This is a genomic window from Flavobacterium ovatum, assembly GCF_040703125.1.
GTDB classification, from domain to species: Bacteria; Bacteroidota; Bacteroidia; order Flavobacteriales; family Flavobacteriaceae; genus Flavobacterium; species Flavobacterium ovatum.
The window spans coordinates 3,337,910-3,354,281 of sequence record NZ_CP160035.1 but is presented as its reverse complement, the minus strand read 5'-3'; the positions used below and the strand labels follow the sequence as shown (position 1 = coordinate 3,354,281).

Below are 16,372 nucleotides of genomic sequence, written 5' to 3'. Positions count from 1 at the left end.
CAGATGAAAATTTTATATACTTTTATTTTTTCGTGCATAGCTTTTTCAATTTCTGCTCAAAAAAGTAATGGAGTAGTGGTAGACGAACTAGGTAATCCTATTGAAAATGCTTATTTGGTCAATTCAGAATTCAATACGCACGCACACACCAATGAGTTGGGAATGTTTAGTATCGAAAAATCAGAAAGCGGAAATACATTGAAAATTACAGCTTTCGGTTATAAAAAGACAGACTATTTGGTACAATCTAATGGAAATAGAATTGTATTGGAAGATGCTATTTTCAAATTGAACGAAATTATTATTCAGCCAAAATTGTCTGCTATGAATGTGATTTCCAAAATCGATTTGCAAATCGCTCCCGTTAATTCGTCACAAGAAATATTGCGTAAAGTTCCTGGTTTATTCATCGGTCAACATGCGGGTGGTGGAAAAGCCGAACAAATTTTCTTGAGAGGTTTTGATATTGACCACGGAACCGATATATCAATTTCTGTAGACGGAATGCCCGTAAATATGGTTTCGCACGCACACGGACAAGGCTATGCCGATTTGCATTTTGTGATTCCAGAAACGGTAGAGAAAATTGATTTCGGAAAAGGGTCGTACTATGCTGATAAAGGTGATTTTGCAACAGCAGGTTATGTTGCTTTTCAGACCAAAGAAAAATTAGACAAAAGCATAATTAGTCTTGAAGTGGGGCAATTCAATACACAAAGGTTGGTGGGGATGCTCAACTTATTAGGAAATCAAAAAAAGCAATCAGCCTATATTGCTACCGAATATATTTTGAGCGATGGACCATTTGATAGTTCGCAAAATTTTAATAGAGTGAATTTGTTGGGTAAATACACGACCTTGATTGATGAGAATAGCAAATTTATCTTTACGGCTTCCCATTTTTCAAGTCGTTGGGATGCGTCAGGACAAATTCCGCAGCGTTTGGTGGACCAAGGATCGATTTCTAGATTTGGAGCTGTAGATAATACCGAAGGAGGAAGTACCTCTAGAACGAATATCAACGTTGCTTTGGTGAAATCTATTGATGAAAATACGTTTGTAAAAGCCAATGTTTTTTATTCTAAATATGATTTTGAATTATTTTCGAATTTTACATTTTTCTTAGACGATCCTATAAACGGCGATCAAATCAAGCAAAAAGAAAATCGTTCTATATATGGTATGAATTCTGAATGGAACAAAAAGCTAAAATACAACGATTGGAATGTGCTACTACAAGTTGGTGCTGGTTTTAGAGCAGATGCTACTATTGATACCGAATTATCTCACACCAAAGGTAGAACAACGGTTATAGACCCAATTAAGTTGGGAGATATTGAAGAGTTTAATGGTTTTAATTATTGGAATGCCGAATTCAGATACGGAAAGTTGATGATCAACCCAGCCGTTCGTTTTGATTATTTCAAATTTAATTACCAAGATAAATTGGCCGCAACCTATAGAACACAGTCAGAAACGGAATTTAAAGTTTCACCGAAATTGAATTTTATTTATACCCAAAATAATAGTTTGCAGTTCTTTTTTAAGACAGGATTTGGTTTTCATTCAAATGATGCTAGGGTAGTAGTGCAAAATAATGGAAAAGAAATTTTGCCAACATCGATTGGTTTTGATTTGGGTTCTATTTTCAAAGCAACACCCAAAGTGTTAGTAAATGCTGCTTTGTGGGCATTATACCTTCAACAAGAGTTTGTGTATGTAGGTGATGCAGGTGTGATTGAACCAAGCGGGAAAACCAAACGTATGGGAGCCGATTTAGGAATTCGTTATCAAATGAATGATTATTTGTTCTTAGATTCTGATGTTACCTACACTTATGCTAGAAGTATTGACGAACCATCTGGACAAAATTACATTCCGCTAGCGCCAGATTTTACAGCTACTGGAGGTTTGAGTTTTCAAAAATGGAATGGTTTCTCAGGAGGAATACATTACAGACACTTAAAAAGCCGACCTGCCAACGAAGATAATTCAATCATTGCCAAAGGATACGGAATTGTAGATTGCAATATCAATTATGATGTAAAAAATGTAACCTTCGGTTTGTCTGTCGAAAATCTATTTAATAAAGAATGGAATGAAACACAATTTGCAACCGAAACAAGATTGCAAAATGAACCCAATAGTGTAGAAGAAATTCATTTTACACCCGGAACCCCTTTTTACTTGAAAGGAAAGATTAGTTACAAATTTTAGAGATGTTTTTTTGTTTGTTTTTAAGGTCTAGTGTTTTAGTATGGCACTAGACCTTTTTATTTTTATGCCACTGATTAAAAGGATTGTTTTTAATTATTTCTCTTTTTGATTTCTTGAATTTCTCCTATCTGTGTTGCTGAAAAATTTTGCACAAAGATATTTTCACTAAAATCTGTGTTTGTTTTTTTATCCTTTTTTGAAAATTTCAACAACTGCAGCTTCATAGTTTCTTATACTTTGTGCTTTTTTAATCTGTTTCAATACTTTGTGCGGATTAGAAAAAGTAGTCGAAAAATATTCCCATAGGTGATACATCTTTAGTAAAATATGGGTTTGTCCCGATAACGATTCGCTGTAGATTTCGTATAAAGTATCGTGAAATTGTTTAAAAACTTCTAGTTTGTTGTCAGGATATTCGTGGGTATTATTTTTAATCATTGACGGCAAAAAAGGGTCGGCAATCAAGGCTCTACCAATCATCCAGTGGTCTATAGTTGGGAAGCGTTCTTGCATTTCGTGAAACTTCGCAACTGATGTAATATCGCCGTTATAATACAATTTGTGTTTGGTAGTGTCAATGCAATTTTGAAAAGCATCCAAATGAACACCACCTTTGTACAATTGCTTGCCTAAACGAGCGTGAATGGCAATATTTTTTAGCGGATATTTGTCCAAAATAGGCATTACATCAATAATCTCCTGAGTCGTTTCGTATCCCAAACGCATTTTCATAGAAACAAGAATATCTGTTTCAGAATGTGCTCTGTCTAGAATATGGTTGATTTTTTCGGTATTGCTAATTAATCCACTTCCCATTCCGCTTTTGGTAACCATCGGGTAGGGACAACCAAGGTTCCAATTCAGCTCTTTATACCCTAATTCTTTGACATACTTGGCAACGAACAAAAATTCGTCGGCATCATTGGTGATTATTTGCGGAATCACTTCCAAACCCACATTATTTTCAGGCAATAAATCGCGATCATACGAAGATTTGATAACCAATTTACCGTTCAACCGAATGTATGGTGAGTAAAAAGTATCAATTCCGCCAAACAATTTGTTTTGAGCGTTTCTAAATCTAAAGTCGGTAAATCCTTGTAGTGGGGAAGATAATAACGTGTAATCCATAGCATTTTTAAGTTGTGCAAATATAGTGTTCTTTCTAGGACAGTTAGTTTTTTTTAAAAATGTTTTTAGCCACGAATTGCACAAATTCTCACAAATAAAAATCTACACAAATGAAATTTGTGACTATTTGTGTCTTTATTTTTTGGAAACCAAAAAATAACTCATAACTCATAACTCATAACTCATAACTCATAACTCATAACTCATAACTCATAACTCATAACCCATAACTAATAATTCCTAACTCATAACTTTTTTTACCTTTCGACTTAGTATCTTTGTTTTCTTCAAATGAATACAATGACATACCCAAAAATACCTTTAGCGCAAAGCATCATTGAGTTGTGTTTGGCCAAAGGAGTTACCCAAATAATTATTTCTCCAGGTTCTCGTAATGCACCTTTGACTATTGGATTTGTAAATAATCCAAATTTCACCTGTTATAGTATAGCAGACGAGCGTTGTGCAGCCTTTTTTGCATTAGGAATAGCGCAACAAACAAAGCAAGCCGTGGCGGTAGTTTGTACCTCTGGTTCGGCTTTGTTGAATTATTATCCCGCGGTTTCAGAGGCTTTTTACAGTCAGATTCCGCTTGTTGTTATTTCTGCAGACCGACCACAATCCAAAATTGATATAGGTGACGGGCAAACCATTCGACAAGAAAATGTCTTTGCCAATCATTCGCTTTACAACGCCAATCTTCTTGAAGAAGCATCTGCCGAAAATGATTTAAAAATCTGCCAAGCAATTGATACGGCTTTACATCAAAAAGGGCCGGTTCATATCAACGCGCCTTTTGAAGAGCCTTTGTATGAAACCGTTTCCGATTTATCAGTTGCTGTGAATGTTTCCGCTTTCGCGAAAGAGCCTCTGCTTATTTCAAAATCTGAATTAGATATTCCTGCATCGATTTGGAACAAATCCAAGAAGAAATTAATTCTAGTTGGTGTCAATGATCCGAATACGATTGATAAAGAAATTATTGATTTCTTAGCGAATGATCCTTCAGTTGTGGTGATGACAGAGACAACTTCCAATTTACATCATCCCAATTTTATATCTAATATTGATACCATAATTACTCCTTTTACCGAAGTTGATTTTCAAAATTTTCAACCCGATATTCTGGTTAGTTTTGGCGGAATGATTGTTTCTAAAAGAATTAAAGCCTTTTTACGAAAGTACAAACCAGAACAGCATTGGCATATTGATCGTTTGAGAGGATATGACACCTTTGGAGTTTTAACACATCATTTTAAGGAAGAACCCAATTCGTTTTTCAAGAGTTTCTTACCGCTTACGCAAAAGGTAAATAGCAGTTATTTTGATAAAATGAATCAGGTGGCGATTTTGAGAAATCAAAAAAGTACTGAATATTTAAATAAAATACCATTTTCAGATTTTGTCGTTTTTGAAAAAGTAATTAAAAGTTTACCTAAAGAAAGTCAGTTACAAATAAGTAATAGTTCAGCTATTCGCTATGCGCAATTAATCGCCATTGACTCAACTGTTGAGGTGTTTTGCAATCGAGGAACTAGCGGTATTGATGGAAGTACTTCGACAGCTATAGGTGCAGCATTAGTCAATAAAAAACAAACTACTTTGATAACAGGAGATGTCAGTTTTTTGTACGATAGTAACGCTTTATGGAATAATTATATTTCTAAGGACTTCAAAATCATTATCATTAATAATGGAGGAGGGGGGATTTTTAGAATTCTTCCTGGACATCAAGAGACGCCTGTTTTTAATACTTTTTTTGAAACTTCACATCAATTAACAGCGGAACATTTAGCTAAAATGTATGGGTTTACATATAGTGTGGCTCACGAAATAAAAAGTTTAGAAACGAGTTTGTTTGCTTTTTTTCAACAAAATGACACACCGTCCATCTTAGAGATTTTCACACCTACGTTGGATAATGATAAAATACTACTTCAGTTTTTCAAGGAATTAGTTTAAGCTTAATAAAATGGTTAAAATATTATTTTGTAAGTAAATAATTGATTTTTTATTTTCATTTCGTTATATTTGAGTTTATTAACTTAAATAATTTTTTATGAGTGCAAGAGAAGAATTGATTGTGAAGTATGCAGCAGATTTAAAAGACAAATGTGGGGTAACTCCGGATATGGATTTATTGACTAAAGTGACCATTGGTTGTGGTCCGTCTATTTATAATAAAGATTCCTCTACAGTAGCAGGAAGTCAACAATCCGAATTAGATACCGTTAAGAATAATTTTTTAATTAAAAAATTAGGTTTAAACGATGGTCCGGAATTAGATGCAGGAATTGATACTGTAATTGAAAAATATGGTCGTTCAAATGCAAATAAATATAGAGCTGTAGTGTATTATCTGTTAGCTATTCACTTTAAAAAAGAAAGTATTTACAATTAATTGTAAGTGATTTATATAAATATTTAAAACGCCTTCTGGGCGTTTTTTTTATGTTTTTATAAATGATAACGAATTGAAATATTGTAGAGTACAGGTTAATTTGATTGGGTATTATCGTATACCTACGTAGTTTTGATAGTGTAATGTAGATTTAATAAGTTGTGTGATTAAGTCGCTAATTGTTAATTATATAACAAAAAGTTTTAAATCACACTTATACTTTTTTAGATTTGCCACTCAAATTGTGACATAATTAATTATTTTTGTGGATTAGAAAAGAGATATGCTGTTGAATTATTTAAAAGGTTTTTTAGTAAAAAATAAAGTAAAAAATAGTTTACTTGCTGAAAGAACTGTTCCGAATTCAAATAAGATAAAGACAGTTGGTTTGTTGATTGATGAAAATTATTTTTCAGAAAAAATCGATTTAATAAGCCAGATTGTTTCTAATGGAATTTTGAAAGAAGATATTCAGGTTTTAGTTTATAAAAACAGGGGAAATAAAAACAAGGAGTGTGAATATCCTGTTTTTACTCCTAAAAATTTAAACTGGAATGCGGAAATAAATAATAAAAATGTTGAAGATTTTATTAATAAAGAATTTGATTTATTAATAAGTTATTATGATGTTGAAAAAGCCTTGTTGTTATTGGTAACACATCATTCAAAAGCAGATTTTAAAGTAGGTTTCTCTTCTATAGATAAAAGGCTAAATGATTTGATGATTAGTATAAATGCTGAAAATCATAAAGTTTTTATTCACGAGTTGTTTCGATACTTAAAAATATTAAATAAAATATAACCTAAACATGCAATCATTAATAGGAACTGGAGCTGCATTAATTACTCCTTTTAAAGAAGATTTGTCAATTGATACTGAAGCTTTATGTAAAATAGTAAATTTTTCAGTAGATGGAGGAGTTGAATATTTAGTAGTTTTAGGGACTACTGCTGAAACAGCTACTTTATCTCCAGCGGATAAAGAATTAGTAATAAAAACAATTGTTGCCGCTAACAATGGAAGGATACCACTTGTTCTAGGAATTGGTGGGAACGATACGATGAAGGTGGTGGAAGAATTGAAAACAAGAGATTTATCTGCTTTTGAAGCGATTCTATCAGTTTCACCATTTTATAATAAACCTACTCAAGAAGGAATTTACCAACATTATAAGATGGTGGCAGAAGCTTCTCCGCTACCAGTGATTATTTATAATGTTCCAGGCCGTACTTCAAGTAATATGTTGCCTGCAACTGTAATACGTTTGGCTAATGATTGTAAAAATATTATTGGCGTAAAAGAAGCTGCAGGAGATTTAGTGCAAGCAATGGAGATCATCAAAAATAAACCTAAAGATTTTATGCTTATTTCTGGAGATGATATGTTGGCTCTGCCAATTATATTAGCTGGTGGTGTTGGAATTATTTCGGTAATTGCTCAATGTTTTCCAATAGCATTTTCTGAAATGGTACGTCTAGGCTTGAACCGTAAAGTTGATGAAGCTTATGAGTTACATTACGGTCTGTCGGAATGCATTGATATGATTTTTGAACAAGGCAATCCAGCAGGGATTAAACAAGTTTTTAAATCGTTAGGTGTTTCTGAAAATCATGTTCGTTTGCCATTAGTTACAGTGGATGAGTCTTTGGCCGCTAGAATTGATGTTTTTGTGTCGAAATTTGATAAATAATACATACTTTTTCTTAACGAAAGAAATATTTTGTAGTGGCTAAATTAATACCTAAATTTGCACCGAAACTTCGGTGCGGTTTTTTGTAGGTTGATACTAACAATTGAATCGAAAAAAAAATAAAATGAAAAAAATTGTATCGTTATTACTTCTTTTAGCGCTATTTACATCTTGCAACGAATATCAGAAAGCATTAAAAAATGAAGATATTTCCGTAAAATATGAAATGGGAACTAAATTGTACGAATCAGGGAAGTATTCTAAAGCAATTCGATTGTTTGAGCAAGTAGCGACTACTTATAGAGGGAAACCTCAGGCAGAGAAGTTGTTTTATATGTTTTCTCAATCTTATTATAAAACTAATCAATTTTATTTAGCGGGTTACCAATTTGAAAGTTTTACGTCAAGTTACCCTAAGAGTGAAAAGGCAGAAGAAGCCGCTTTTTTAGGTGCTAAAAGTTATTCTAAATTATCACCTACTTATAGTTTGGATCAAACGGATACCCATAAAGCAATTGAGAAATTACAAAACTTTATCGACAGTTATCCCAATTCAACTTATTTAGCAGAAGCTAATGTGTTGGTGAAAAACTTAGCTGAAAAAATAGAGAAAAAAGTATACGAAAATGCCAAAGGTTACAACACGATTTCAGATTATAAATCGGCATTAGTAGCTTTGAATAATTTTATAAATGATTACCCAGGAACACCGTATAAAGAAGATGCTTTGTATTATAGACTGGATTCTGCTTATAAATTAGGTATTAATAGTGTTAAAGATAAGATGGAAGAACGCTTATTGGTTGCCCAAAAAGCGCATTCTAGTTTGATTAAGTTTAAACCGGATACTAAGTATAAAGAAAAAGCTGACGATATGTTAGCTAGAGTGGAACAAGATTTACAAAAATTTACTAAATAAAAAAAGTCATGGATTTAAAAAAGACGAATGCTCCAGTAAATACAATAACTTACAACAAAACAGTTATTGAAGAACCTACTGGAAATGTGTATGAAGCAATAACCATTATGGCTAAAAGAGCTAATCAAATCAATTCTGAAATCAAAAAAGAATTGACTGAGAAATTGGAAGAGTTTGCAACATATAATGACAGTCTTGAAGAAGTTTTTGAAAACAAAGAGCAAATCGAGGTTTCAAAATTCTATGAAAAATTACCAAAGCCACACGCTTTAGCAGTTCAAGAATGGTTAGATGGTAAAATTTACCACAGAGATTCAAATAAATAATACAACCTTAGATGTCAGTTTTAAACGGTAAGAAAATTTTACTAGGAGTTTCTGGTGGGATTGCTGCCTATAAAACAGCTTCTTTAGTTAGACTTTTTATAAAAGCAGGTGCACATGTCCAAGTGATAATGACACCTGCTTCTAAGGATTTTGTAACCCCGTTAACGTTATCCACTCTTTCTAGAAAACCTGTTTTTTCTAGTTTTTATAATGAAGATGATCAAGAAGCGGAGTGGAATAATCATGTGGAGTTAGGGCTTTGGGCTGATTTAATGTTGGTTGCTCCTGCAACCGCTAATACCATGTCCAAAATGACTAATGGGAATTGTGATAATCTACTTATTGCAACCTATTTATCTGCTAAGTGTCCTGTTTATGTAGCGCCAGCTATGGACTTGGATATGTATAAGCACCCATCAACAATTGCTAGTTTTACAGCTTTACAAAAATTTGGAAATACCATTATTCCCGCTGAATCAGGTGAATTAGCCAGTGGACTTTCGGGCGAAGGTCGAATGGCCGAACCTGAGAATATTGTAGCTTTTATCGAATCAGATTTAGAAAGTAAATTACCTCTAAAAGGGAAGAAGTTTCTAATTACTGCAGGGCCAACTTACGAAGCTATTGATCCTGTACGTTTTATAGGAAATCATTCTTCAGGAAAAATGGGATTCGATATTGCATCTAGTGCAGCTAATTTAGGTGCTGAAGTTGTTCTTGTTTCGGGGCCAACGCATTTCAAAACCAATCACCCTTCCATTCTATTAATTCCAGTAGTTTCAGCACAAGAAATGTATAAAGCTTGTCATGCTCATTTTTCTCAAATGGATGTGGTTATAGCTGCTGCAGCTGTTGCAGATTATAGGCCAAAGACGGTAGCTACCCAAAAAATTAAGAAATCGGCGGATAACTTTGTGATTGAGTTAGAAAAGACCAAAGATATTTTATTGTCTCTGGGAGAGATCAAGAAAAATCAATTTTTAATTGGTTTTGCTTTAGAAACAGAGAATGAAATTGAAAATGCAAAGCTGAAAATCCAGAAAAAAAACTTAGATTTGATAGTTCTCAATTCTTTGCAAGATGAGGGAGCAGGATTTAAAAAAGCAACCAACAAAGTAACCTTTATTGATAAGGATTTCAATATTGAACCTATGGAGTTAAAACCCAAGGAAGAAGTTGCGGATGATATTTTAAATAAAATAAAAGCCTACTTTCATGACTAAATGGATTCTATTTTTTACACTTACATTTTTCACTACGCTTCAAGCACAACAATTAAATTGTACCATCAGCGTAAATTCTGAAAGAGTGGCAAATACTAATCAGTCGGTTTACAAAACCTTGCAAACATCATTGACTGAGTTTGTCAACAAAACAGATTGGACGGGTAAAGCCTTAAAGCAAAGTGAGAAAATTAATTGCTCGATGTATATTACTATTTCGTCTAATAATTCGGATCAGTTTGTTGCGACCATACAAGTGCAATCTTCAAGACCTATTTATAATTCTTCTTATGCTTCGCCAATTCTAAATTTTAACGACAAAGATTTTAATTTTAGATACATAGAGTTTGAAAATTTTATTTTTAATCCTAATGGTTTTGAATCTAATTTAGTTTCAGTAGTTTCGTTTTACGCTTATGTTATTTTAGGACTAGACGCAGATTCTTTTGTGCCTAAATCAGGAGATTCACATTTGACAATGGCTCAGAATATTGCAAATAATGCACAACAAGGTGGTTATAAAGGTTGGAGTCAATCTGATGGTTTTCAAAACCGGTATTTCTTAATCAATGATTTGCTGTCACCAACATTTTCTGTGATTCGTTCAACGATTACAGATTATCACACAGGTTTGGATACCATGACCAAAGACTTAAAGGGATCAAAAGAAAAAATTAAAAATTCGTTGATAGATTTGAATAAATTATATGCGGCAAAGCCAAATGCTTTCTTAACACGAGTCTTTTTTGATGCAAAGTCAGATGAGATTGTTTCTATATTTTCAGGCGGTCCAAGTGTTGGTATTACTGACTTAGTGGAAAGTTTGAATAAAACCTCTCCATTGAATACTAGCAAATGGGAAAATATTAAATACTAAGAGATTTTCTTTTTAGGTTGATTTCATTTTTACAAAAAAAAAACTGGATTAGATGATTACCACACTATCGATAAAAAATTATGCATTAATTGAAAAATTGTCAATTGATTTTTCAAAAGGATTTTCAATAATCACAGGAGAAACAGGGGCAGGGAAATCAATTATTTTAGGTGCTTTAGGTTTAGTTCTTGGAAAAAGAGCAGACTTGAGTTCGCTTAAAAATAAAGAGGAAAAATGCATTATCGAGGCACATTTTGAAATTTCCAAATACAACCTCAAACCTTTTTTTGAAGCAAACGACCTCGATTATGAGGACGATACTATTATCAGACGTGAAATATTGCCATCTGGAAAATCGCGTGCTTTTATCAATGATAGTCCTGTAAATCTTCAAGAATTACAAGAATTGAGTTTATTCTTAATAGACATTCATTCACAACAACAAACCCAGGAGTTGTCTGACGAGAATGTACAATTCAAAATTATTGACGCTATTGCTAATAACTCAGAAACGATTGTAACGTATCAAGGTTTATTGAAACAATACAAATCAGAGAAATCAAAATTGAATTCCTTGATTAAAAAACAAGCTGAATCTTATAAAGAGCAAGAGTACAATCAATTTTTATTGACTGAATTATTGGAAGCCAAATTAAAATCAGGGGAACAAGAAACACTGGAAGCTGATTTTGAAAAGTTAAATAATGTTGAGATTATTAAAGAGTCTCTAGATAAATCATTATCGATTACGAGCACTGAGTCGGTTGGAGTATTGTCTAATTTAAATGAAATCAAATCAGCTTTACAAAAGATAGCTTCCTTTTCGCCAGAATACCAATCGTTACAAGAACGTGTTGTTAGTGTTTTGATCGAAATGGATGATATAACTAATGAATTGAATGATAGTGCAGAAAGCTTATTCAGTGATCCAGCACAATTGGAGTTGATTAATCAAAAGTTGCAACTCATTTATAATTTACAAAAGAAACACCAAGTTTCAACGGTGGAGGAACTTTTGGATATTCAAAACCAGTTGGATAATTCGGTTTTAGAGCTAGGAAATTTGGGTGATGAAATCGAAAAATTAACAGCTTCAATTCAAGCAAAAGGTGGAGATTTAGATATTTTGGCAAATACTATTTTGACAAATAGAGAAAAAGCTATTCCTGTTTTATCCGATAAATTAATTTCGATTTTAGCTACTTTGGGAATGCCTAATGTGCGTTTTGATATTAAAGTGACTCCAACTGCAAATTACTTTGATAATGGAAAAGACGAATTACAGTTTTTATTTGCAGCCAATAAAGGAACTGACTTTGGATTATTAAAAAAAGTAGCGTCAGGAGGAGAGATGTCAAGAATTATGTTGGCAGTCAAAGCAATTTTGGCACAATATTCTAAATTACCAACCTTAATTTTTGACGAAATCGATACGGGAGTTTCTGGCGAAATAGCCATTAGAATGGGCGAAATCATGAAAGAAATGAGTCTAACCATGCAAATTTTTGCCATTACACATTTGCCACAAATTGCAGCCAAAGGAAACGCACATTTCAAAGTATTCAAATCTACAGTTGGAGAAGATACGCAGTCTGAATTGGTTTTATTAAGTGCTGAGGAACGAATTGTAGAAATTGCACAAATGCTTTCTGGAGCAGTGGTTTCAGATTCTGCTTTAAATCACGCTAAAGCCTTGTTGAACTAATATATTCAATTATATTTGTACCTCAAAAAAATAAATTTAAAACGCTTTATAGCTATTTATAAATAACGATAAAAAGAGAAAAATGATCATAGAACCAAGAATGAGAGGATTTATTTGTTTGACATCACAACCTAAAGGATGCGAACAGAATGTAAAAAATCAAATTGAATATGTAAAATCAAAAGGAGCGATTGACGGTGCTAAGAAAGTATTGGTAATCGGAGCTTCAACAGGTTTTGGATTAGCTTCCCGCATCACAAGTGCTTTTGGTTCTAATGCTGCTACAATAGGAGTATTTTTCGAAAAAGGACCTGCAGCTGGTAAAACAGCTTCACCAGGTTGGTACAACTCTGCAGCTTTCGAAAAAGAAGCTACCAAAGCTGGTTTGTATGCTAAAAGTATCAATGGAGATGCTTTTTCAAACGAAATTAAAAAGCAAACTTTAGATTTAATCAAACAAGATTTAGGGCAAATAGATTTAATCATCTATAGTTTGGCATCACCAGTGCGTACCAATCCTAATACAGGAGTAATGCACCGTTCGGTTTTGAAACCAATCGGAGGTACCTTTACAAATAAAACCGTAGATTTTCACTCAGGTAAAGTTTCGGATGTTTCTATCGAGCCTTGTAGTGGTGACGATATCGAAAACACGGTTGCTGTAATGGGTGGTGAAGATTGGGCCATGTGGATGGACGCTTTAAAATCGGCTAATTTACTAGCTCCTGGAGCTACAACTGTTGCTTATTCTTATATCGGGCCATCATTGACTGAGGCAGTTTACCGTAAAGGAACAATTGGTCGTGCCAAAGATCACTTGGAATCTACTGCTTTTGAAATCACTAAAAGCTTGGCAGACCTTAACGGAAAAGCCTATGTTTCTGTAAACAAAGCTTTGGTAACTCAAGCTAGTTCTGCGATTCCAGTAATTCCATTATACATTTCATTATTGTACAAAATCATGAAAGCTGAAGGTATTCATGAAGGTTGTATCGAGCAAATCCAACGTTTATTTGCTGATCGTTTGTACAACGGAACAGAAGTTGCTACAGACGAACAAGGACGTATCCGTATTGACGACTGGGAAATGCGCGAAGATGTTCAAGCAAAAGTTGCCGCTTTATGGCAAGATGCTGTAACTGAAAATCTTGAAGAAATTGGGGATTTAGAAGGATATCGCAAAGATTTCTACAACCTTTTTGGTTTTGATGTAGAAGGAGTTGATTATAAAGCAGACACAGACGAAATGGTTGGAATTCCTAGTATTAGCGAGTAAATTTTTTTCAAATTATACAATTGCACCTTTTACAATCTTTGATTGTTTAAGGTGCTTTTTTTTTTGATTTGAATTTTAATGTTGTCAATGATTGGGGTTACTTTTTTTGATAAAGTCAAAATGGGTTGAATGTTAGTCTTGTCTGTTTTAAATAGTGGTTTTTTTTTATATGTAAATTTGATTGCCAATGGTAACTTCAATTTAAAATTGATAAAGGTGTTGAGAAATTATTTTTCTTGATTGGTTGTAATAAAAATATTAGGTTTATATTTGATAAAAATACGCTACCAAGTAGCGCAAATACACCCCAAATTGGGTGGATTGTCGCTACTTTGTAGCGAGTATATATTAGTTACCAGCAATTATAAGAACAACTAATGATTTTAGAACAATACAATACAGTCGGAATTGGTTCTGATGAAGCGAAACTGAAATTAGCAGCAATTTTTTTTGATAAAATCTATAACATATCTAACAATATTGAAGTGCCTCGAAGTTTGCTCGTTAACTCAAATATTGACGTGAAAAAATTTGTTCCAATTTCAGAAAGCCTTCAAGCAAAAATGGATACTGATTACAAACATATTTTTTCTGAACAAGTTTTACCAAAATATTTTAAAGAAAAAGAAGAAGTTGATAGAGCAACTGTGTTAGAAATATTGACTAAAATAGGTGAAGAAGCAAGAGCAAAAGCCAATAATCTATTTTCGCTAGAAGCCGCAAAGCAATTATCACATAATAAGACTATTGGAATTCCAATTTTTAATGAAACAATCTTTAAAGATCATCTTGAAAATGATTATCAAAACAATATTTCCCAAGAAAAAGTCGAGATTAAAATAATAAATGCTCCAGTAATTATAGCTTCCGAATTAAAATGGGATCAAATAGTAGAAGCAAAAAAAGATATAGATTTTAACAATAAAGTTAAAAGATTTGGGGTTTTTATAAATAAAAATTATAAAGGAAGAGAAATTCCATACATTATTGATGACCTTTCAATTCAGATTGAAGATTATAAAAGCGCATGTAACAAACACGGAATTGGTTTAGCAAATGAAACATATAAATCTTTGGCAAATTCTAAATCAATTGTTGGAACTTTAGGAATTACTCTATGTGCTTTATTAGTAAAAATGCCTGAATATGCTATATTAACGAGTACAATTGGTGCTGGCTTAGAAATTTTAAATTTAGGAATTACAATAAGACAATACGAAGACAAATTTGAATCATTTGTAAAAGAAAGTCCAATGTCTTTAATATTCGAAATTGATAAACTTAATAAACAAAATGTATAAAATAACTGCCCATAACAGCCAAGGTTTCGTTGGGCTTGAAAAGCCAACAATGAAACCTTGGTTGAACCCTTCGACTAGCGCCCCCAACTGGCACTCGTTTATCCTAAACCCTGGTGCTTGACTGCGTCGAGTACCTATTTAAATTATGACCAATAAACGTAGCGTTTGCAACGCGGTTCTTTAAGGAATGTACTTTTCAGTTGCCACACTAAAATGAAAAATCGATGTCCGAAAAATACAAAGTAATAGACAGTACCGTACCGACTTTTATAACGATGACCATTGTAGATTGGGTGGATGCCTGCCTGTCGGCAGACAGGTTTTTACCAGACCCGTTTATTGTTCTATTCTAGACGATTCTTTAAATTACTGCATTAAAGAAAAAGAACTTAGTGTACACGCTTATGTGTATATGACAAGTCATATACATTTGGTGGTCACAGCACCAGATGGTGAGCTTCAAAATATCGTTCGTGATTTTAAAAAATTTACTTCAAAAAAAATTATTGAAGCGATAAAAGAACATCCTGAAAGAAGACGGGAATGGTTATTACGAAAATTTAGCTATGCAGCTGAGGTGAGGGGGGTACACCCATACCAAAAGTTGAAGAAGTTTAAAATTAACTGTGTTTTTTAAATAACTGCGCAAGTAATTTTTTTTTGTCGTCTAAAGGCTAAAACATAACTTATAATATCATGAAGTACTTATTCATTATCGCATTCACTTGTTTTCAATTTTCATTTGCATTCTGTCAGCATTCAGGTGGAAGATCTGGTCAAGGCGGAAGATCTGGTCAAGGCGCACCTCCACAAGAAAGCACACAGCAAAAAGAAACCGTAAAAGCGCTTAAAATTACTGATGTCGCCGGACTTATAGTTTACAATCCCGAAACGGTAATCAAGGAGGCTAAAGTTAAAAAAGCACCGGAACAAGAATTAATGACAAAACTCATTAATGATTACAATAGTAAAATTCTCGCTATTCAAAAAGCCAATATAGTGACCTTAGAGACTATTGAAATCACTTCAATGACCAAACAAAAAGCAGCGGTAGAAAATAACGACCGTAAGCAATTAATGGAACTTCGCAAAAGCATCAATGAGCAATTAAAGCCAATTAGAGATGAAGTTGCTACTGTAGAAAAAGAATTAAACGAACAAATAGAAAGTTCTTTTTCAGAAAAAATCAACAAAAAATGGTTGGATTATCTTAAAGATCAAAAAGAAGCATTGCAGCCTAAAACACCAAGCGAAAGCAGACCCGAAGGTGGCGGTGGTCGCGGAATGAGATAATTTTATATCAAA

At 33.2% G+C, this 16,372-nt stretch carries 15 protein-coding genes; 14 read left to right on the top strand and 1 reads right to left on the bottom strand.

The genetic code is table 11. The features are described from left to right. The first annotated feature begins 3 nt into the window (after nucleotides 1-3). Nucleotides 4-2,217: a TonB-dependent receptor gene (locus tag ABZP37_RS14110; RefSeq protein WP_366183747.1), complete on the top strand. Its 2,214-nt coding sequence runs from the start codon at nucleotides 4-6 to the stop codon at nucleotides 2,215-2,217. 186 nt (nucleotides 2,218-2,403) lie between these two features. Here ABZP37_RS14110 and ABZP37_RS14105 read toward each other — a convergent pair whose 3' ends face one another. After that, complete coding sequence (locus ABZP37_RS14105) at nucleotides 2,404-3,348, bottom strand: tRNA-dihydrouridine synthase family protein (protein WP_366183746.1); 945 nt, start codon at nucleotides 3,346-3,348, stop codon at nucleotides 2,404-2,406. 300 nt (nucleotides 3,349-3,648) lie between these two features. On the opposite strand from ABZP37_RS14105, the gene menD reads away from it, so the two are divergent. From menD to ABZP37_RS14040, 13 genes are all read left to right on the top strand, one after another. Next, nucleotides 3,649-5,310: a 2-succinyl-5-enolpyruvyl-6-hydroxy-3-cyclohexene-1-carboxylic-acid synthase gene (gene menD, locus ABZP37_RS14100; RefSeq protein WP_366183745.1), complete on the top strand. Its 1,662-nt coding sequence runs from the start codon at nucleotides 3,649-3,651 to the stop codon at nucleotides 5,308-5,310. Between the two features lie 97 nt (nucleotides 5,311-5,407). Next, nucleotides 5,408-5,749, top strand: coding sequence for a DUF2853 family protein (locus ABZP37_RS14095; RefSeq protein ID WP_366183744.1), 342 nt, complete (start codon nucleotides 5,408-5,410; stop codon nucleotides 5,747-5,749). A 283-nt stretch (nucleotides 5,750-6,032) separates the two neighbouring features. Further along, complete coding sequence (locus ABZP37_RS14090) at nucleotides 6,033-6,551, top strand: hypothetical protein (RefSeq protein WP_366183743.1); 519 nt, start codon at nucleotides 6,033-6,035, stop codon at nucleotides 6,549-6,551. 7 nt (nucleotides 6,552-6,558) lie between these two features. After that, complete coding sequence (dapA, locus tag ABZP37_RS14085; RefSeq protein WP_366183742.1) at nucleotides 6,559-7,440, top strand: 4-hydroxy-tetrahydrodipicolinate synthase; 882 nt, start codon at nucleotides 6,559-6,561, stop codon at nucleotides 7,438-7,440. 124 nt (nucleotides 7,441-7,564) lie between these two features. After that, nucleotides 7,565-8,359, top strand: a complete 795-nt coding sequence (gene bamD / locus ABZP37_RS14080; RefSeq protein WP_366183741.1) for an outer membrane protein assembly factor BamD — start codon at nucleotides 7,565-7,567, stop codon at nucleotides 8,357-8,359. An 8-nt stretch (nucleotides 8,360-8,367) separates the two neighbouring features. Continuing rightward, complete coding sequence (locus ABZP37_RS14075) at nucleotides 8,368-8,685, top strand: DNA-directed RNA polymerase subunit omega (RefSeq protein ID WP_026709525.1); 318 nt, start codon at nucleotides 8,368-8,370, stop codon at nucleotides 8,683-8,685. A gap of 11 nt (nucleotides 8,686-8,696) precedes the next feature. Next, nucleotides 8,697-9,908 (top strand): bifunctional phosphopantothenoylcysteine decarboxylase/phosphopantothenate--cysteine ligase CoaBC, encoded by a 1,212-nt coding sequence (gene coaBC, locus ABZP37_RS14070; protein ID WP_366183740.1) that lies wholly within the window; start codon nucleotides 8,697-8,699, stop codon nucleotides 9,906-9,908. Beyond that, nucleotides 9,901-10,785: a DUF4835 family protein gene (locus ABZP37_RS14065; protein ID WP_366183739.1), complete on the top strand. Its 885-nt coding sequence runs from the start codon at nucleotides 9,901-9,903 to the stop codon at nucleotides 10,783-10,785. The genes coaBC and ABZP37_RS14065 overlap by 8 nt, the downstream gene beginning before the upstream one ends. 52 nt (nucleotides 10,786-10,837) lie before the next feature. Beyond that, complete coding sequence (gene recN, locus ABZP37_RS14060) at nucleotides 10,838-12,490, top strand: DNA repair protein RecN (protein WP_366183738.1); 1,653 nt, start codon at nucleotides 10,838-10,840, stop codon at nucleotides 12,488-12,490. Nucleotides 12,491-12,572: 82 nt separating this feature from the next. Then, on the top strand, nucleotides 12,573-13,766 hold the full coding sequence (fabV, locus tag ABZP37_RS14055) for an enoyl-ACP reductase FabV (RefSeq protein WP_366183737.1): 1,194 nt from the start codon (nucleotides 12,573-12,575) through the stop codon (nucleotides 13,764-13,766). Nucleotides 13,767-14,143: 377 nt separating this feature from the next. Then, nucleotides 14,144-15,067, top strand: a complete 924-nt coding sequence (locus ABZP37_RS14050; RefSeq protein ID WP_366183736.1) for a hypothetical protein — start codon at nucleotides 14,144-14,146, stop codon at nucleotides 15,065-15,067. A 289-nt stretch (nucleotides 15,068-15,356) separates the two neighbouring features. Continuing rightward, entirely contained in the window at nucleotides 15,357-15,704 is a 348-nt protein-coding gene (locus ABZP37_RS14045; RefSeq protein WP_366183735.1) for a transposase, read from the top strand. A gap of 59 nt (nucleotides 15,705-15,763) precedes the next feature. After that, entirely contained in the window at nucleotides 15,764-16,360 is a 597-nt protein-coding gene (locus ABZP37_RS14040) for a hypothetical protein (RefSeq protein WP_366183734.1), read from the top strand. Nucleotides 16,361-16,372 lie beyond the last annotated feature (12 nt).